The organism is Paenibacillus sp. GSMTC-2017, from assembly GCF_016019935.1.
Lineage (GTDB): Bacteria > Bacillota > Bacilli > Paenibacillales > Paenibacillaceae > Pristimantibacillus.
Genome location: NZ_JAECMT010000005.1, coordinates 207,725 through 226,974, shown reverse-complemented (window position 1 = coordinate 226,974; position 19,250 = coordinate 207,725). Strand labels below are relative to the sequence as shown.

Below are 19,250 nucleotides of genomic sequence, written 5' to 3'. Positions count from 1 at the left end.
GTATTCGCCTCTTTCATTTTTTATTGGTTCAGAAACGCTAACATCTCAGTTGCATCAAAATGTGTTTCTATCTCATTCCATTCATCATTGCCCGATTGAACTAGCTTATTGGCACCCTCAGCTGACTGGCTGAGCAATAACTCAACTTGTCCATGGATCGTCGATAATGAGAAGAGTGTAGTGACATCGAACTTATTTGGGAATATACGATTCAGCTCATCAGAAAGGTTAACGATCGTGATAGAATCACCACCTTGCTCGAAAAAGCTTACGTTGTCGTCATACTCGTCGTCTCCAAGCGTCTGTTTCCAAGCAGCAAGCACACCCTTTTGTATACTTTCAGCGCTGCTTTGTACTCCATTTTCTTGTTCTTGTTTACTTTCAAACAAAGTTTGATTTGTCCGTTGTTTAACTGTAGTGCTCAGCAATGAGCAGTACTCATCAGCTGGACGTACTAGCTTAAACATGGATGCGTAACGTTCGTCGGAATGAATGAATCGGTCAAGGAGCTTTACACCTTTATCCGTTTTGAGCTTTTCAAAGTAGTAGTCTTCTTTCCCAGCCGACATACCCACTTCAATCCATCCCGTCAAATTTAGCGTCCTAACATTCCTTTGAGACAACGCTAAGCCAGACTGATAGGCGTTTGATAAACAATATTCTACTTGCCCAATCGCCCCAATCAATGATGCTAAGGAAGAGAAATGGATAATCTCTCTAGCGTTAGGGAAGTATTTGCCGAGTAATGTAGAACCTTCAACTTTACTTCTTGTTTTGTTATGGAAGACATCTCTTGTTTTATTTAAAAAGAAGCCTTGTGCAGGTTCCCCAGCAAAATTCAACACCATGTCGATACCATCGTTTTGTTCCCTTGCGAATGTATCCAATTGATCTTCATTTACGATATCTAAGGAAACATATTGTACGTTATCTGCTGGCAACTCACCGTTCCATGAGGAACTCCGACCCGCTGCAATAAACTTGACAGCTGGATAGTGATTGGCTGCATAAGTCATATAGGCTCGTCCAATTCCTGAGCCGCCGCCTACAATAAGCACCGTGCCCCCATCTCTGAACTTGTCACCCTCATTGACCGTTAACTTCAAGCTCTTGAATCGTAATGCATAGAACTGATCTCTGCGCTGGATAACGACAACTTCACCACCGGCATCTATATTCTCCAATAAGTCGGTATGGTCGTAGTCTGCCTCAAAGATCGTAACCCCGTATTGCACTTCAAGTCTGAGTGCGGATACACCCATTGCAATTGCACGATTATGCGCATTGACATGCAGCTCTGCGTTACTACCTTCATGGAACATATTTTGACTAATGTAGTTGAATGTTGTAATGACTGATTCTCGATTTAAAAGCAACATAAGTTGTCCTAAATCATAAGCACAGCTAACAATCTCATGTTCGTTCTCATAACTGCGATCCCACAGATATACCTGCTTTATCTTCGTTTTACTTCTAGTAAGATCGAGTGCGTACAACTCGTCTACCTTTTCGAAGTAAATGACCGGTGCTTCTAATTGAAGCTTTCCACGTAGAGATTCATGTGCAACATGCAAGCATTCATCCGCTGAAGCTACTTTCTCCATCGGCTTGAAAGCAGTTAGCTCTTCACGTTTGAAAAATTGATCCTGCTCGTCCGTTTTCTCACGTACAGTTGCTGGTGCATTTTTCACCTTGTACCCTTTTGCTATCAATACAATTCCGCCGAGCTCATCAAACATGTTCACGTCGAATGATAAAATGACGTTTCCTCGATCGTCCTCCGTACGGTCCTGAAGCACAATCTCTGAAAAGAAAGATTGACCTTGTAGCCTTTGTTGTACGACATCAATCGTGGTCCAGATCCATGGGAACAATATTTCGTTTGGCTCAGCCATTCGGTTAAGTGCATTAAACGCAGGATCTAATATGGAAGGATAAAAAGCATATTGTGCAAATTCCTTGTCCAAACCTTCCGGTATCCGAAGTTTAATGACCGACCTCGTTCGTTCTGTATTCACCCATAACTTATCTACAACGTCCCATCGTTTAGATACGACGATATCGGAATCATCCGTTTCCCCGACTTGACTCGTTACTGCGATCTCATCCATTTCTTCAATCTTGAGAACATAGGATTGTTTTAAACCTTTCTTTTCTCTCAAGTCGAACTGCAGCCAGCTTTGTGTTACCCCATTATGTGTAAAGGATACTGTCGCTTTAAGACTCACTTTGTCCAGTACGAAGATAATCGTAAAGGGACCTTCTTGAACGGCTAGCTGATGAAGCAAATGCAAGTTGCCAATTTCGTAATTTTCGAGACTATAGGCTGTATCTCCAAGTGCCTGCGACATGATTTCAAAGATGCTTGTCCCAACCATCAAATGATTGAGACCAAATTTATGCTCGTGAATTTCCCAATGCTTCTTACTATGAAGCGGGAACTGTGCAATAATCATTCGATCTGTCTCAGCTCGATGAAGCTCGTTATGAATTTTGAACGTATTACCCTGCCTTGGATACCAATAGCTGTTAAGCTGCAGTGGCGGATATTCCTTTACTTCTCGTGTAGAAGCACCTTCCCATGCTTGCAGTACAACATGTGCATTTGTACCCGTCATACCAAATGAACTTACACCTGCAAGTGCTCCTTCGTTAATAGGCTGACACTGATCAGGAATGTAGAATACAGAGTTCTGAAAGTCTATTTCCTCGTTCGGAATCTTAAAATCTGGGTGTGGAATTAATGTATGATTGCGTAAACTGAGTACCGATTTAATAAGTGAGAATAAACCAGAAGCAACGTCCAAGTGACCAAAGTTAGATTTACATGCCGTTAATGCAACGGATTGACCCTTCAGACTTCGCGAGGAAAAATACGTGCTTAGACTTTCAAACTCGATCGTATCTCCAACAGCTGTACCCGTTCCGTGAGCTTCAATAAAAGCAATTTTACTTAATTCATTCTCAAGGGGAGACCACGCTTCCTCGATGAGTCGTGCTTGTGCTTGCGGATTTGGAGAAGACATATTCATCGTTTGCCCGTCGTTGTTATATGCGTAGCTCCGAATAAGTCCATATATATAGTCCCCATCCCGCTCCGCGTCCTCTTTACGTTTCAATATAACAGCGCACACACCTTCACCTATTGAAGTTCCTGTACTCCGATCATCGAACGTACGCGTTTTCCCATCAGAAGCGAGAATATCTACGATCTTGTCCTTCTTAAAACCCGGCTTCACATAAATGTTTGTGCTCACAACGATCGCTTGATTAGCCTTACCAAGGCGCAGGTCATTAGATGCTTGAATGACAGAGACAAGTGAAGAGGAACAAGCGGTATCAGTCATCATAGATGGCCCTGCAAGATCGTATACATAATTGATTCGGCTTGAAATAGTCGAATTAAGCATGCCCAGCAAATCTGGATTAAGCCCTTCCTCCTGTAATAGGAGTTGATATTGGTATTGTTGAGTCGAGTTTGCACTTGCGTAAACGCTAGTCTTTGAACCCTTAATGGTATGCAGACAATTCGCATCTCGCAGAGCTCTTGTCGTAGATAACAGCGCAAGTCGTTGGTTAGGGTCCATGAAATCCGCACTCTTTTGCGATACTTTAAAGTGTTTATGGTCAAACAAATCAATTTGTTCCAAATACGATCCCGGCATAAACAGCTCTTCATCTTGAGGGAGTCCGATTTGCGCCAAACGTTGTAACGGAAAGTTACCTTTAGAAATCCGCTTGCGCTTCAAGTCTCGCCATACTTCTTCTTGATTGCTGCAGCCTGGAAGCGTAATATCCAGCCCGATAATTGCTATATCCCCTTTAATCACACGATCCCATCTCCTTCCTGACCGTTAGCTCGGGGGTCATCCGACCTTCCAGGCCAATTTGCTGCAATACGAATTGATTTGTTCTTCTGGAACTTCTTTTGTTTGTAAAATTAGTTTGAGCAGCGAAAGTGTCTTCTTAACATCGTCTGCTGTAGGAACATGACCAATTTGTGACTTGATTTGGTTATAGCCACTCACAACAATATTTTCGTACGCATCAGCATCATCACTATTATTTTTAGTTGATACGATGATGCCTAGTGCACGAGAGTAAAGATTGTAATGTCCGTTAACTTCGATATCATCTTTCAAGTCTGTAAGAAGCGCCTTAATATGCTCCTCCGTATGGAAAGGACGAACGACAGCTTGTCCAGCAAGCATGTTAACGAACATTCCGTTTGGAGAGAGATCCACAAATAATTGAATGCCTTGATTAATTGCATAATCGATGGATTGCTTCCATTTAACAGGCTGAACAATTTGATTAGCGATTTCTTCTTTAAAGTTTTCCGTATGATATGGACCTACATTTTTATTGCTTACGACAGTCATACTGAGATCACTGTTGAATGTGAAGCCTTCTAGCTTCTCATACACTTCATCCGCAGCCTGCTGCATATATGGCGTATGGAATGCTCCACTTACATTAAGCACAACACTTTCAAACTTATGTTTTTTTGCAAAAAGTTGAATTTCGTCAATTGGGCCAGAAATAACAGTTTGCTTGTTGGAATTGTAGTTGGCGATGCGGACATTGCCTTCTAATAACTCCTCGATCATTTCAGAAGCAACAAACAATGCCATCATACCCGTTTGCTCTTGGCGCTCAATCGCACCTTTCATTGCTGAACCTCTGAGTTCCACTAACGTAAGCCCAGCTTCATAGTCGAAGGCACCCGCAATAGTTAACGCTGTAAGTTCTCCCAGGCTGTGACCAAGTACAACACTGGGGTAAAGACCAACTTGATCCCGGTATAGACGGTACATACACATCGAGCCAACGTAGGTAGCAAGCTGCGCCTTACGTGTATCCTTACTTAAATCCTGTGCGAACCATTCCCTAATCGGCTCACCTAGCTGAGCTTCCGCTTTCTCAATAAGACTGAGAGTCTCGTTGTTCGCAAGCCACAGATTTACCACCTGCTCAGAAAATTTTGTCCCTTGTCCTGCCAAAAGTAATGCGATATTCATTTTAATTGGCCTCCTTTAGTTGTCCTCTAATTTTTTGGAATAATAGTTCAGTCGTATAATGATTAAAAAAGTCCGAAATTTTCAAATTAACGTTATACATTTCTTTGATTCGCTTTTTTAGCTTTACGAGCAAGGTTGAATCCATTCCTAGATCGAAGAAGCTTTCGCTATACGCTACTTCCGTCTCCTCTAGCAATTCACAAACCATTTCACATATTTTCGATCGCAAATCGTCATTGGATTGTTCTTCTGAACTTTGTCCCGAATTGCTTAGCTCGGCAGTCTCCTCACTTTGCTCTTCAAGGGACCAATTAAGGAAATTCCCGAGACGTAAACTTTCTCCCGAATAAAGCAATTGTATATTGCGGTTAAATACAGCGGAGAATCGTTCAACATCGGTTACAGTAAACTCACTGGAAATAATAGATACATGCAGCACATTATCTAACTGATAGATAGAAAAGTGTAAGCCGTATTTCTCATCCCTATAAGCCGTTGCTTCCTCAAGAGTAATCTCATGTTCTTGATCCAACACTTTATCAATAAGGCTGCCCGTCTTGTAGTCAAAGACGATATCCCTAAACAGATTCATTCGGCTCATCGGCTCGCGTCGCATTTGCAAATCAGTAAGGTCGGAATGCAGCATGTTTGATAAATATTGTTGCTGTACACCTGAAATGATTTCTTCAATTGGAGTATCCAGATTATGATCAAACTGCTCAGCAAAGGGTATAAACTGTACGAAGCTGCCAAGCGTTCGGTACTGATTTCGATTACGTCCTAAGGACGGGAACACCATGTAAACTGCTTGACTCTGCAACCACTCCGCGAGACTAAGAGAGAAGGCAGTTAGACATAATGCAAAGTCAGAATGGCGGCGTGACGTCTTAGTAGCAAGTGTTACTTGATCGTTCAGATAATGGACGACGTTAGCCTGCTTCTTAATAAGCTTTGTCTTAAAGAGATCGTACTGACTGAAGTCGATAACGTCCCCCCGTTGTTGCCCCACTTGTACGGACGCTGCAACTTCCAACTCAGCCTCATTGTAAGTTGTATCTTGGAGGCTAGATGGCTCATCTCTAAGATAAGAAGCCAACAAATCGTGGAGTAATAAGTTAATACTGAAACCATCGAACAGGACATGATGTATGTTGAGGAATAAATAATCAGCCGGTTCTCCGGTAACTTTACAAAGTACAACCTTAATTAATTCTCCGTCTTGTGCGCTGAGTAGATGCTCATGCAAGATGGTGTCTTGATCGAATTGACCAAACGAGCGAATTTGGATAAGCGGGATATTTTGATTGATCCCCTTGAACATTTTATTTTTACCGAACGACTCTTCAATCTTGAAATAAGTTCTGAAAATATTATAATTTTCGAAATATTGCGATAATAGTTGATACATTTTCGGAATGTTTAATCCTTGCCCAAATCTGATGAACAACGGAATATTATACGCTGTTGGATTAGCCAAGCAGCTGGCTAAAATCCGTTTCTCCTTTTCGCTAACTAGCTTTAGCATGTTCAACAATCTCCCCTAGCGTTTGATTGAACAACATATCTAAGTCCAATTGATAGCCGTCTCCGCCTAATTTCCAAATGATCTCCATCGCTTTAATTGAATCGCCGCCTAATTCGATAAACGTACTTTCCATCACAATCTTACTCTTTAGCACACCTTCAATTACCTCAATAAGTTTGTTTTTGGAATCGTTCACTTGCTCCACTTTTATCGCATTCATGTCTGTTTTTCCATTTGCATTCATAGGGATTTGTTCCACCACCTTTACAGTCGGAATCATATAGTCTGGAAGTCTGCTTCTTAAATATTGTCGTAATAACTCGAGCTCTACCGTATCCGTTACGTATAAATAAAGCCGCTTGCCATCATAATGTGCCACACAATCTTTGTGTAGTCCGTATGCCCGAGCACACTCTTCAATCTCGCCAAGCTCAATGCGGTATCCAGAAATTTTCACTTGTCGATCCTTACGTTCTACATAGACCAGATCGTTATCACTATTTTCATAAACGATGTCGCCTGTCCGATAATAAACAATTCGATCATGCTGGGCGAATACAGCAGCGTTAGCCCCTTCATTGCCTAAATAATGTCGCAGTAAGCCTGAATCAGATATTAAGAGTTCCCCTTGATTTCCAGGTTCGACATCCCTTCCCTGCTCATCTACTATGCGGAATTTCCCCTTATCAAACAGCTTCCCAATTGGGATTACTGCCTCGTCTCCTCGCACTTCATATTTAGTTGCATATACCGTCGTTTCTGTCGGGCCGTAAACGTTGAGCACCTTGCAATAACGTGCTGCTTCTTGTAAATGCCGTATAGAACATCTTTCACCGCCAGTCAGAACAAGCTTCAATTTACTAAAGCTATCTAAACATTCATCTACATAGAGGTTGAACAATCTCGTTGTTAAGAAGACTGTATCGATTTCCTCGAGAATGTCAGGCATGACATCAAAGTCGAGACTCTCATCCTTATTCACCATGCGTAGCGTCATTCCGTTAAGTAGCCCACCAAACAATTCATACACCGATGCATCGAATTCAAGCGGCGCGAACTGTCCGATTACTTGTCCACGATAGAAATCGTTATGATTCACTATTTTCCAAATGGCTCGATCCTCAATTGCGACCGCCTTCGGCTCACCTGTTGAACCGGAAGTGAAAATAATGTAGAGGAGACTATTTTCATCCCGTGCCGTCGGCAATTCCCCATTTAACCCATCGTTCTCCGGTAACATCTGTACTTCGGCTACCTCAAGATCGCGTAATGTCAATTTTGACTTTACCTTTTCTCGCATAAGACTTTTTCGATGTTCGGGATAATCATTTGGAATCATACAATAGGCTGCTCCTGCACGAACCACGCTTAGCAACAACACGATTGCTTGATATTTATTGTCCGTTTCAATCGTAACGACGTCTTCTTTGCCAATCCCGCCACTTCGAATTTTCCTTGCGATCCGCTCCGTCATGTCATCCAATTGACCATAAGTTAATGTTCCATAACTACCGGTGATAGCTAGCTTGTTTGGAACGCTTTTTAAATGGTACACTAGTCTTTCCAACAAACTCACCATTTGTCCCTCCTTATACGTCGTAGTTTTCGATTATCTTTTCAATATCTTTAATGATGCGTAACATTTGCATTTCTTGATATTTGCTTCGATTGTATTCGATCACTACGGTCGTTTCCTCGTCATAGCGACAGAAACGGATATACACATCGAACTTACAGAGCTTGTCTACTGGTACGAAGCGGAATTGATGGAACATATCCTCCTCGTATGAATAGATGATTGGGTGCACCGGGCTTGCTGCTTCTACCTCACTGAGTTTTGGATCTACCCAGCTTTTCATCTGCTCTACAAAAATTCGTTTCATCTTTTGTTCAATCGTTAACGACTTTTCGATTTTGTTAGGCATTATCCGAACGTAGCACCCTACTTCATGAAAATTGCGGAATGCCATACGCCAATTACTAATCGTTCCATATTCGAACCCGATACAATAGCGACTTAACACCTCTTCCAAAGCACCTTGGAAAACAGCATTTTTTGTAACCTTTAATTTCTGAGCAATATCATTCATATGACTCCACTGTTTTTCAGAAATGCGTCTTGTCACTTTTGCAGCAGTCGATGGTCCCCCTGATTTTTGAATAACAAGATTTAGTAGATTATTAGTTGAACTTGCAGAGCTTGGTAGCGATTGTTTGTTTAACGTATTAATGCGACAATACGTACTGAAATCACCATACGAATCTCCTAATTTCCCTAGTGTTAGCAATTGACTGATCATGGAATCTACATTTCGAATACCAATACCATCTATACAAATATGGTGAAATTCGATATAGAGATAGCGATTGTCATTCTGTTCGAGGAACATCATTTTCCATGGATAACCGTTGTTTAAATCAATAGGCTCTGTTTTGGTTTCGATAAAATCTTCCGGTTTTTCCGTAATAGAACGAATCGGAATAACGATATCAACTTCTTGAAGAGGAACATACTTCTGATAAAACGTTCTACCGTCATTATCATAACCATATTGCACTTGTAGTGTTGGCAAACTCTCAAATGTATCATAAATCGCCTTTTGAACCCTTTCGTATGACTCTTCACCCTGTAGCCTGCGTAGAAATGGGAGACGATAAATCGGGAGCTTGTTGCAAATGAACATTTGACGTTGCATAACCGTTAGTTCACTGTACGCACAAGTTGGCCCAATCATTTGAATGTTTCCCATCTCTTAACCCTCCATCATCAAGCGCTTTTTCAAGTAAATAGATTAGCTCATTAGCCTCTGCTAAATTGTATAGCTCATCATCAATGTACAGATGTAGAGAGTGTTCCCCATTCCGAATATGCCAGTTTAAGAAGATTTGGAACTTCGACAAACCACTAAACTCAACAGTATGGTTAAACAATCCCTCGTTTTTGTCGTCCCCTTCTTCGATTAGAGTTTGGAAGACGATACTTGGATACTCTGATGAGAAACCAGTTGAATGCAATTCATAGATGGAAACTGCTTGATTGCGTCTGGCCGTCTGCAAGCTTTCACGCAGCACTTTCTCCTGTCTACTTGAGTAGAAGACTGGTAATATACGAACAAAAGATCCTATTACACTATTGGCATTTGGTATCACTCTTCCATGATAAACAGATCCTATAAAACACTCGCTAGCACTAAAAAAGCTGGATAATGCAAACGTGTATGCTTTAACCACTTCATATTCCATTTCTTCAAAGTTACGATTATTAACAAGTACAGTCCATTTCTTTTGTTGAAAAGTCCCTTTGCCAAGCGCAGGTTTACCTAATTTTGCAAACTTAGCGTATGGAAGCAGCGGTCTCCAATGTTCACTTGCAACAACTACTGCAGATTCATAGGATCTAACCATTTCGACAAACTGTGTATACTTGGGAGCTCGTCCTCCATAACAATCCTCAACTTGCTTTAAGAAAATGCCGATTCCTTGATGATCAATGAGTAAGTGATGCATATGAATGTACAAATACCAATCATCACTATCTAGTTCATGAACAAGATTAATATCCCATAATTTCTGATTACCCTGTATGCGAAGAGATTCACCGAATTGTTCAATCGTGCTAAGACAATTAATCTCTATGCTCTTAATGTTGACCGACCTGTTCTGATCAATGGTTGCAACCACTTCACCTGCATCATAGCTGAAAGAAGTAAAAAAGATATCGTTATTCATAACCACTTGCTCAGTTGCATCACGCAGCTGCTCTAGTTCAATCCCTTTCTTTAGGCGATAAGCATATTTAACGTCATAAAGGCTCGAATTGATCATACGGAAACTATCTATAAATATCGCTTTCCCACAACCTGGAACTCTATACTCCATTAAGCAGGTTTGATCTTCGAGCTCGCTTGTTCCTTCTTGTATGAGCCAGTTAACCTTGGCTTTGAGATCTCGAAAAGTTCCCGCCGCATATATATCATGGTAAGAGAGTTGAACACCAAATCTTTCATATACTTCAGTGATCATTCCCGCAATTTCGAATGAGGTTATATCCGTTTCGAGCAAAAGATCATTATCGTTATAACGGAGAAACATTTCATCGATTGTTCGTGGAATCCCATCCTCTTTCTCTACCAGATTCCCCTGCTCTAGCACATGCGAAATTGTACTCTTTGCAATTTCAATATTTTGTAAACTATCATTAGAGGGATCGAGTTTATCCAAGCTGAGCAGCGCATCCTCTAAGCCATTGCAAATCTGCTGCATGAGGGGCGATTGGTAATGAAACTCTAACGTTAATCCATCTTCGAATTCATTGAACTGGAGGTGGTTATCAAACTTGTACAAATAATTGCCTAATACTAACTCTGAAAATGTAGCTGAATATTGAATAGGGTCATTAAGTTTCGTGTAGGAGAGAATCCAATCATATCCGACTCCCCCAACAAGATTCATATATTCATCGTAAGTTACGTTCACCGAAAGACCGATAGAATCAATAATTTGTCTAAATATTGCTCGTGCATTTTTACCGAAATCAAGTTGCTCGTCCAATCGAAGTACGCATGGCGCAACGTCTGTTAAATTCCCGACCATTTCCGCTTGAGTACGCTGGTCACGACGGGAGACGACTACTCCTACAAAACTTTGATTCCTCTTGGATAGGAGCATTGCCACAAAAGCTATTACACCAAACTTCGTTGTCCGCATTTTTTTCGATAATGACCCTAACGCTCTCCATGCATGATCTTTGAGAATGAGAGTCCCGCTAATCGGACTAACAAGCCTCGATATATCTGTCTTTCGTGAATGACGTCCTTCTTGAACAATCGCACGATACTCGTCTAAAGCATTATTCTGAACTTCTGTCACATCTACGACGGGTAGAATACCATTTCCTAACGTAGGAAGAACGCCATCTACAATTCGCTTTTCAAGTGCGTTGATAAAAATAGGTAACGATTCTCCATCGAAAATTAGATGATGGAACAAAAAGTCCAATGTGTTAGATTGTTCATTGATAGAATACTTTGCTAATGACTCACCACTAAACACATCAAGTTTAGTTCCCTTCACTTGCAATTCACTTCTGAATTTTCTTACGGAATGATCTACTACGAATGCATATCGTCCATTTTTGTAAACGATCCTCGCCTTCAAAGATGAAAAATAATTCATCACATCTTCTACTGCTTGAATCAATTGTGCAACGACCAACTTAGGATCATATTTCAAAGAAAAGTTTATATCATAATTTTTCCGATGTTTCTCAGCGTACAAAATTTTCTCATGCAATGGCTGTAAGTCTATCCTTTCACCGTCATCATTCTTATGAAGAAGCAATACCATTCCCTCCTTTTATTGTTATGTTGCTCTGCGATTCTGGAGGGAATGAAGGCTCCTGCTTCATCCCCGCCTTATTCTATTACGGTTTCTTCTATATATTTTCCGTTCTAACACGCATCAATATGAGGAAGAGAACTGCTGCAAGTAGGAACAAGCTTGTAATGTTCATCGCTACAACGGCTACATTATCGGTGAACCCACTGAACATCGCATCATTTAACTCCGTAATCCAGTTGGTTGGTAATATGCTCGCTATCTTCTGCATCCCTTCTGGCATAATGGAGCTTGGCCAAAGTGTTCCACCTAACATCGAAAGTGGCAAGCAGACTACGGTAATCAACAGGCGTCCAGTTGATAATCTAGTCGTACGACTAACGAGTAGTAACCCGATTCCTGCCGCAACCACATTCAATACGCCGTAAGCTAATACCAGAAGAAGTAGTTCACCTATGTTTAGCCCTAAGTCGATTTGGAATACCCCGCTCATCAGTGCAATCATGAACAAAAATTGTGTTACACCAATGACAGCGAATACGGCTGCAGTCTGCATGAAGTAGCTAAGCTTACTAAACGAGGCAAGCAATATTCGTTGCGTAGTTGTATGAACCTTATCCCCGAGAAAGAGCATCGTATTGGTCATTGTCAAAAACATGATGATAAACACAATCATATTAAATGTACTTGTTAGAATGACCGCATTCGGATTACCGAGAATAGATGATTGAACTTGAATCGGAGGCTCCGATTCGGCAGCTTTCTTAATACCGTCCAGGAATGCTCCCTCATCTGGGGCATTTTTCGCAATCGTCTTCAGTACCGAAAATACACTATTCAGCTTTACTTCAAGGGAGCTTGAAGTGAACGATTTCCCTTTTTCATACATAGCAATGGATAGATCATCCGGGTTAGCATATACCCCATTTACTGTTTCGTTTAGTACGATTCCAAGATTGGTGTTATGTCCAATGGCATCGTCCGCCTTTTCTGCTTGCTTAATCGTTACACCTTGTTTCTCCAACATACCTGTGACAAAAGCTCCAAGCTCTGCGTCTTCTGCATAAACCGTCAACGTTACTTTCGTTGCTTGCTCATACTGAGCTACGACGCTGTACGTAAACAGGATTGGCAGTAGTATTAGCAATACAAAGGTCAGTTTTCTTTTTAAAATCCGTTTCATGTAGAGTTCAAATACCAACATGTTAACGAACCCCCTTCCGTGATAAAACGAATACTGCTATAGCTACAAAAGCCAATGAATAACCAAGAGCATTAAACACTGGTACTAAATTGATAGCTCCTTGATTCATATAATCAAATAATGGGCGCTGGAACAGCTCATTTATACTGAAGTTGCTAAGCCCTCCCATATCGATTTTGATGAACCCGCCGCCAATGAAAGTCATTGCTGGAATAAGAAGTGTAACGATACTATCTAGCTGTTTGAACTTTCTACCAATTACACCTAAGAAGAGTCCAAGTGCGTTAAAGAAGATAGCACCTGCTAAGATGATAAACAATACGAACCATAAGCTTTCACCATAACTCGCTTGAAAGAACACTTTCGCGGATATGACAATGATGATCCCTTGTACAATCGTAATCGTACAGCCAGTTAGGAACTGAGCAACAACTAATCCCGTTCTTGAAATCGGAGTTACTAAGTAACGATCACCAAGCGCCTCACTATATTCTTCTTGAACAAAGTTCATCGTATTTGCTAGACCATATACAAGAATGAGTACTAGCATCGTAACACCGTAATAGCTGATTGCTGATACGTCAGACTTTTCTTCAGTCGTTGCAGATTCGGCCCCACCTTCTGTGGCTTGATTAGGTGAATGCAATAGATTTTCATACACATGTGTATACATCACTTTTTGGTTTTCACTGCTAGCGATATCCATCGATAAGTAACCATCGCCAAAAGCGGATAATGTCAAGCTAGTTATATTTACCTTTTCGACGTTGCTGTCTTTGCCATAGATGACTACATTACTATCCTTGTTACTCCCTACGTCACTTCCGAGGTTAGCTGGGATGTGAATAAATTGATCAACTTCTCCACTTTCTAATAAAGCTTTTGCATGATCTGCGCTTTCCTCAATCGTCACCTTATATAATGCTTCGTTCTCAGGACTAGTCAAAAATTGTACAATTTGTTCCCCCATCTCGCTGCTATCCTCATTTACAACAACCGTTGTTACTTGAGAGAAAGAGACTGCAGCAGCTGATTTCGACGAGCTTTCAAATACACCTGAAAGTGCGTTGCCGAGTATAAGAATGAGCAACAGCGGCAGCAATGTATAGTTGACGAGCACGATAGGGTTTAGAAGCTTTCTTTTTAAATTTACTGCGTATATTGTCCACATGGCTTAGTCCCTCAAATTCTTGTTCGTTAATTTAAAAAACACCTGTTCTAAATTCGGGGAAATATATTGAAAACTTTTGACGTCCTCCCCAAAAGTAGTTTTAATATCGCTAATGATATGGGCATCATTTTTCGCTACACCTAACTCAACCTGATGTCCTTCCGACAATAACACGTTATATCGCTTCAATTGCTCTGCATAGGCTGTACTCTTCCGTGACAACTCTAGCTTCACGATAGCCTGATCCGTATATCTCTCAATAATGTCGCGTAGTTTACCTTGGCAGAGCAGCTTACCGTTGTCGATAATGCCTACATCTGTACAAATCTTCTCAACCTCTTCCATATAATGCGAGATATATATAATCGTCGTTCCAAGCTGGTTCAGCTCAAGAATGGCATCCAAAATTCGGTTTCTTGATTGTGGATCCACGCCAACCGTCGGCTCGTCGAATATAATTACATCCGGGTTATGAACGATACCACATGCGATATTTAATCTCCGCTTCATACCGCCTGAGAAGTTTTTCGGCTTCTGCTTGCGCTCATCCCATAACCCTACGAACTCAAGTGCGAACTGGACTTGCTTCTTCAACCTCTCACCCTTAAGTCCATACAACTTTCCGAAAAATAGTACATTCTCATAGGCTGATAGATCATACATTAGCGCCAAATCCTGTGGAACATAACCGACTCTTTTATTTGTACTTTTATTCAAACGTTCATTGAACCATTGGATCGTACCGTCTTGCGCTTTATCTAGTCCAAGCATTACTCTCGTCAGTGTTGATTTCCCCGCCCCATTCGGTCCAAGCAAGCCGAAAATTTGACGATCATTAATGGAGAGTGAAAGCTGGTTAAGCACCGTTTTCTTTTTGTTATAGCTAAACTTAATTTCTTTCCCCGCAAATACTGTTTGCATCATTATTCCTCCTAAAATTCTTTAGCTTACCTTCTGAACATAGTTTAGCACCGCAAACTTCTTCTCAAACATTACCGTCGTAACATGATGTTGTTATGTCATAACTGCATAGACGCAGATCAGAAATGATCACGTAGATGTTAAAAAATGAGGTGTAGTGCGGTTTGTAACTAGAGCAAGCCGCTGTGTGTTAGTGTGTGGAACTGAGTTAATTTAGCTGAAAAAGCATGGGGAATCGTGCTCGAATATCATTATTTAGGGGGCCAATCATGTATAAAGTAATTTGTTCTTAAAAAACAAAAAAACACCCCTCATTATATTAAGAAACGTTCCGTTCAAAGAACAATCCTAATACAAGAGAGGCGCTAACTATGAAAATAGGTTGAAGCTAGGGCAGAGTTATCGGATTACAACAATTTCTCTTTCCGATCAGAAGGTCCGCGACAATGCCGTTAAGCGCTGCATCCCTTCACGCAATAAAATCTCGTTCGCAAAGGAGTAGCTAAGTCGAATCCATGATCTTAGCTCTCCCAGCGGATCAAAAATTTCTCCGGGCACAAAGGAAATCGACTGCCCAATGCTCATTCTAAAGAGTGCTTCCGATGATATATTCCTCGGTAACTTTACCCACAGGTTGAGCCCTCCTTCTGGAGCCCTCCACTCCCAGCCTGCCAGTGATAGCTCCTCTTCCATAATCTCCTTATGAACCTGAAGTGCAATACGCAGCTTTTCCAGATGCTGTTGCAGCCTCTGTGAAGTATAATAATGCAGAAATATTTTCTGATTGAGGAGCGGAGTTCCGTTGTCCGCCAACGACTTTGCCTTAATTAACTGCTCCATGAAGGGATAGCGGCAAGCTACAGCACAAATCCGCAGACCAGGAGCAATATATTTGCTGAAACTATTAATATAGATTACCCATCCCTCTGTGTCATAAGCAAATAACGGCAGAGGCGGCGGCTTATCAAAATAGATATCCCGAAAGGGATCATCCTCTACTAGCAGACAGTTGTATCGCTCCGCCAATTCCACTAACAATTTGCGTTGCCACGCTGGAACCGTGTATCCGGTAGGATTGTGATGAGTCGGGTTCATATAGAACATACGTGGCTTATGCGTGTGCATAAGAGTTTCTACCTCATCCAAGTTATAACCTTCCGGCGTGATTGACACTGGAATAAGTCGCGCACCTTGCCTACGAAAAATATCCAGCGCTGAACTGTATGTCGGTCGCTCAACCATCACCGTATCCATTGGTCCAAGCATAACTTGGGCGATCATACTAATAGCTTGTTGAGCACCTGATGTGATAAGCAATTCATCCGATGATAGTTGCAAGTGATGATTCTCGCGGAAATGTTCGGATAGTGACCCCCGGAGCTCCTCATCCCCCTGTATACTGGCATACGTCCCCATCACCTTTGGATAAAGGTCGAACACCTTCTTCACATACTCCGATAAATATATATTTGGAAGCAGGTTAGGATCGATAAGCGCCTGTGAGAACTGATACTTGGCCGGGATGCGATGAATATCGGCTAACGAGTTAGATACAGCATAAGTAGAAACGACTTTGTCCTTTTGGGTCTTTTTGGAATAAACGCTGTCCTCTGACACGAAATAGCCCGACTTGTCCTTTACATATACTTTGCCATCATCAGTCAGCCCTCTATATGCCTTAAATACCGTCAATCGATGCACATTGATTTCATCTGCCAGCAGTCGTATCGACGGTAATTTCGTATGAGCGCTCCATTCTCCCCGATCGATGCGGTTCAAGATGTGGTCATACACTTGGCGGAACAACGGATGGTTTTGCCGAGAAACAATTGTTTTTTTCATATGTCCACATCACCTCTCCGAGAAAAGCTATTCTCATAATTGTACACGATAACATTTCAAATCTGTTCTGTTCGATAGAATCTGTTCTGTCACTCTACCTTTATGATTAACGACATACATTTACGCACTATGAACAAAGGGGAAATGACGATGATTCTTTTGGCTTATGTACTTATCTGTTTAATATTTGGTACAACCTTTCTGGCAATCAAAGTCGGGGTAGACGCCGGTGCGCCCCCTTTCTTCTCAGCAGGGCTGCGATTTTTTCTCGCTGGTGCTATTCTCTTCTTATGGATGGTATGGAGACGGAAAGCAAGCTTTTCCCTTCTGTTACGCAAAGAAATGTTATTTACTGGGGCAACGTTAACGTTCGGAACCTTCTCCACTCTGTACTGGGCTGAACAATATGTATCTTCTGGGCTTGCTGCAGTGTTATCGTCTACAGGACCTATCATGATTCTACTGTTGCAAACGATTTTTCTGCGTCAAAAAGCTCCCCTTCACTCGTTATTCGGTGTAATCATCGGCTTTATCGGTGTGTTGCTGCTCGTTCTTCCTAGTCAGTCAGCTGATGTAACAGCACTGTGGATTATAGGCTGCATCGCCATACTGATCGGGAAATGCTGTTATGCAGCAGGAGCTATCTATTCCAAAAAAGCAATGAACAGCATGTCCGAAATTTCACCAATCGCAATGAATGCAGCACAAATGATGTACGGCGGAGCTATATTGCTCATTCTATCCCTGTTCACCGAGGACGTTCATCTTGATTACCTGCTTTCATTCCAGAGCGCAGGTTCACTGATTTACTTAATCGTAATCGGTTCTATGATTGGGCACACCTTATTTTACTGGCTCGTATCCAAAACAAATCCTATCTTCCCTGCTACCTGGCTCTATGTTTCCCCTCCGATTGCAGTTGGAATAGGTATACTCTTCTATCATGAGTCTGTAACTTGGGTCACAATGATTGGTGTAATCACGATCCTTACTGGAACTGTTCTTGTAAATGTAAGTGCATTGAAGATGGTGATAAGGAAGAGGTGAATGAGGCTTGAAAATATTCGTTATGATTCCATGTTGAAGATAAAAAGGACTGAATCTCTACTTGTTAGATATGAACTAACAAGTAGAGATTCAGTCAAAGCTTTTGTATGTTGCTGTTGTTTTCTTAGTTTCTATGAATACTCAATATATTTTGCTTTGAATGCCTCTAGAACTTTTTGAGTATCCATTGCCTTTTGAAGCATGTCGGGATATTCTTCATCTAATTTTTTTACAGATTCTGTATCCCCCCTACGCTCGGCAGCTTCGATTACCCACATATAATCCACTAGCTTACTATTCCAATTGCTTAATGCTTTTTCGAGCTCCGCTAGTTTTCGGACATACTTTTCTTTTGAATCTATCACGTCATCTTCAGGATCAATAGAGACGAAGTCGTTATTAAACACTTGACTATCTCCTCTGTGTTGAAATTTTTTTTGAAATTTATGAACGCGTTTTTAACTCTAACATTACTTTTATTTCATCTGTTAGTTCTAATACTTCTCTCCACTCAGAAGAGTTTCTTACTCCGTCAACATTCCATTTATCACCACATTGTAACTTAATAACCTTATTTCTTAGAATTAAACTACTCGCCATAATTGTATCATTTATTAATTTCGCTTCTCTTAATATTGTTAAATTATCTTCATGTAAAAATGAAAATACTCCAATATCAAACTCCTCAAAAATTTGATATTCAATAATCTCTCGTTCTTCGTGTAGCAAATAAGTTCCACAGCTCTGGATAGTTTCTAAATAAAGTTCCATGAGATTTGAAACTGAAATCCCTTTTTCCAATTGAACTCCCCCATTACTTATTTATATCAATAATTGTCGCTTTATCTCCTGGTAGTGAAATGTAATCTGAACCCACTATTTTATTTTTCCCTAGTTTACCACTAGAAAAACTTTTGATCTTGCTAACCAATCAGCACTATATGCAACTTTAGGATTATATAGTAGACTATGGGTATTAATGCCCAGTTCATTACTGTTACCTATTAAGGAGTTGGATTGATATGTTTATAATGGGGTTGCTCGCAGGAATTTTCGGGATAATAACGGCGTTTTTTGCATTACTTCTTGGAGATATTGGGTAAAATCTGAGAATCGCGAGCGCAAGCAAGCTTATCGATTATGCATTTGTGGTTCTATTATTGAGTATTTTAGGAATAATTG

General features: G+C 41.0%; 13 protein-coding genes. 1 reads left to right on the top strand and 12 read right to left on the bottom strand.

Features of this window, described 5'->3' with window-relative positions; genetic code table 11:
• Window positions 1-20: 20 nt before the first annotated feature.
• The 10 genes from I6N90_RS19960 to I6N90_RS19915 all read right to left on the bottom strand — a co-directional run bounded on the left by I6N90_RS19960 (window position 21) and on the right by I6N90_RS19915 (window position 17,021).
• A complete protein-coding gene (locus I6N90_RS19960; RefSeq protein ID WP_197937416.1) occupies window positions 21-3,830 on the bottom strand; it encodes a beta-ketoacyl synthase N-terminal-like domain-containing protein in 3,810 nt (1,269 codons plus the stop codon).
• A 36-nt stretch (window positions 3,831-3,866) separates the two neighbouring features.
• Window positions 3,867-5,021: an ACP S-malonyltransferase gene (locus I6N90_RS19955; RefSeq protein WP_197937415.1), complete on the bottom strand. Its 1,155-nt coding sequence runs from the start codon at window positions 5,019-5,021 to the stop codon at window positions 3,867-3,869.
• Between the two features lies 1 nt (window position 5,022).
• A complete protein-coding gene (locus tag I6N90_RS19950; protein ID WP_197937414.1) occupies window positions 5,023-6,546 on the bottom strand; it encodes a condensation domain-containing protein in 1,524 nt (507 codons plus the stop codon).
• Window positions 6,530-8,125, bottom strand: coding sequence for a non-ribosomal peptide synthetase (locus tag I6N90_RS19945; RefSeq protein WP_232243184.1), 1,596 nt, complete (start codon window positions 8,123-8,125; stop codon window positions 6,530-6,532). Before I6N90_RS19945 ends, I6N90_RS19950 begins: the two co-directional genes overlap by 17 nt.
• A 10-nt stretch (window positions 8,126-8,135) precedes the next feature.
• Complete coding sequence (locus tag I6N90_RS19940; protein WP_197937412.1) at window positions 8,136-9,296, bottom strand: condensation domain-containing protein; 1,161 nt, start codon at window positions 9,294-9,296, stop codon at window positions 8,136-8,138.
• Window positions 9,253-11,886 carry a condensation domain-containing protein gene (locus tag I6N90_RS19935; RefSeq protein ID WP_197937411.1) on the bottom strand — a complete coding sequence of 878 codons (2,634 nt, stop codon included), beginning with the start codon at window positions 11,884-11,886 and terminating at the stop codon, window positions 9,253-9,255. The genes I6N90_RS19940 and I6N90_RS19935 overlap by 44 nt, the downstream gene beginning before the upstream one ends.
• A 94-nt stretch (window positions 11,887-11,980) precedes the next feature.
• On the bottom strand, window positions 11,981-13,087 hold the full coding sequence (locus I6N90_RS19930) for an ABC transporter permease (RefSeq protein ID WP_197937410.1): 1,107 nt from the start codon (window positions 13,085-13,087) through the stop codon (window positions 11,981-11,983).
• 1 nt (window position 13,088) lies between these two features.
• On the bottom strand, window positions 13,089-14,258 hold the full coding sequence (locus I6N90_RS19925; RefSeq protein ID WP_197937409.1) for an ABC transporter permease: 1,170 nt from the start codon (window positions 14,256-14,258) through the stop codon (window positions 13,089-13,091).
• A 3-nt stretch (window positions 14,259-14,261) separates the two neighbouring features.
• Entirely contained in the window at window positions 14,262-15,182 is a 921-nt protein-coding gene (locus I6N90_RS19920) for an ABC transporter ATP-binding protein (RefSeq protein ID WP_232243183.1), read from the bottom strand.
• A gap of 426 nt (window positions 15,183-15,608) precedes the next feature.
• Entirely contained in the window at window positions 15,609-17,021 is a 1,413-nt protein-coding gene (locus tag I6N90_RS19915) for an aminotransferase-like domain-containing protein (protein WP_197937407.1), read from the bottom strand.
• 150 nt (window positions 17,022-17,171) lie between these two features.
• On the opposite strand from I6N90_RS19915, the gene I6N90_RS19910 reads away from it, so the two are divergent.
• Complete coding sequence (locus I6N90_RS19910) at window positions 17,172-18,068, top strand: DMT family transporter (RefSeq protein WP_197937406.1); 897 nt, start codon at window positions 17,172-17,174, stop codon at window positions 18,066-18,068.
• Between the two features lie 131 nt (window positions 18,069-18,199).
• On the opposite strand, the gene I6N90_RS19905 is transcribed toward I6N90_RS19910, so the two are convergent.
• Together I6N90_RS19905 and I6N90_RS19900 are read right to left on the bottom strand one after the other, a co-directional pair.
• Window positions 18,200-18,475 (bottom strand): hypothetical protein, encoded by a 276-nt coding sequence (locus I6N90_RS19905; RefSeq protein ID WP_197937405.1) that lies wholly within the window; start codon window positions 18,473-18,475, stop codon window positions 18,200-18,202.
• A gap of 37 nt (window positions 18,476-18,512) precedes the next feature.
• Window positions 18,513-18,869, bottom strand: a complete 357-nt coding sequence (locus I6N90_RS19900; protein ID WP_197937404.1) for a hypothetical protein — start codon at window positions 18,867-18,869, stop codon at window positions 18,513-18,515.
• Between the last annotated feature and the right edge of the window lie 381 nt (window positions 18,870-19,250).

Coding starts and splice junctions, on each gene's coding strand:
- I6N90_RS19930 (WP_197937410.1), bottom strand. CDS start 13,087: ATGTTGGTATTTGAACTCTACATGAAACGGATTTTAAAAAGAAAACTG.
- I6N90_RS19925 (WP_197937409.1), bottom strand. CDS start 14,258: ATGTGGACAATATACGCAGTAAATTTAAAAAGAAAGCTTCTAAACCCT.
- I6N90_RS19940 (WP_197937412.1), bottom strand. CDS start 9,296: ATGGGAAACATTCAAATGATTGGGCCAACTTGTGCGTACAGTGAACTA.
- I6N90_RS19950 (WP_197937414.1), bottom strand. CDS start 6,546: ATGCTAAAGCTAGTTAGCGAAAAGGAGAAACGGATTTTAGCCAGCTGC.
- I6N90_RS19945 (WP_232243184.1), bottom strand. CDS start 8,125: ATGGTGAGTTTGTTGGAAAGACTAGTGTACCATTTAAAAAGCGTTCCA.
- I6N90_RS19955 (WP_197937415.1), bottom strand. CDS start 5,021: ATGAATATCGCATTACTTTTGGCAGGACAAGGGACAAAATTTTCTGAG.
- I6N90_RS19910 (WP_197937406.1), top strand. CDS start 17,172: ATGATTCTTTTGGCTTATGTACTTATCTGTTTAATATTTGGTACAACC.
- I6N90_RS19920 (WP_232243183.1), bottom strand. CDS start 15,182: ATGATGCAAACAGTATTTGCGGGGAAAGAAATTAAGTTTAGCTATAAC.
- I6N90_RS19915 (WP_197937407.1), bottom strand. CDS start 17,021: ATGAAAAAAACAATTGTTTCTCGGCAAAACCATCCGTTGTTCCGCCAA.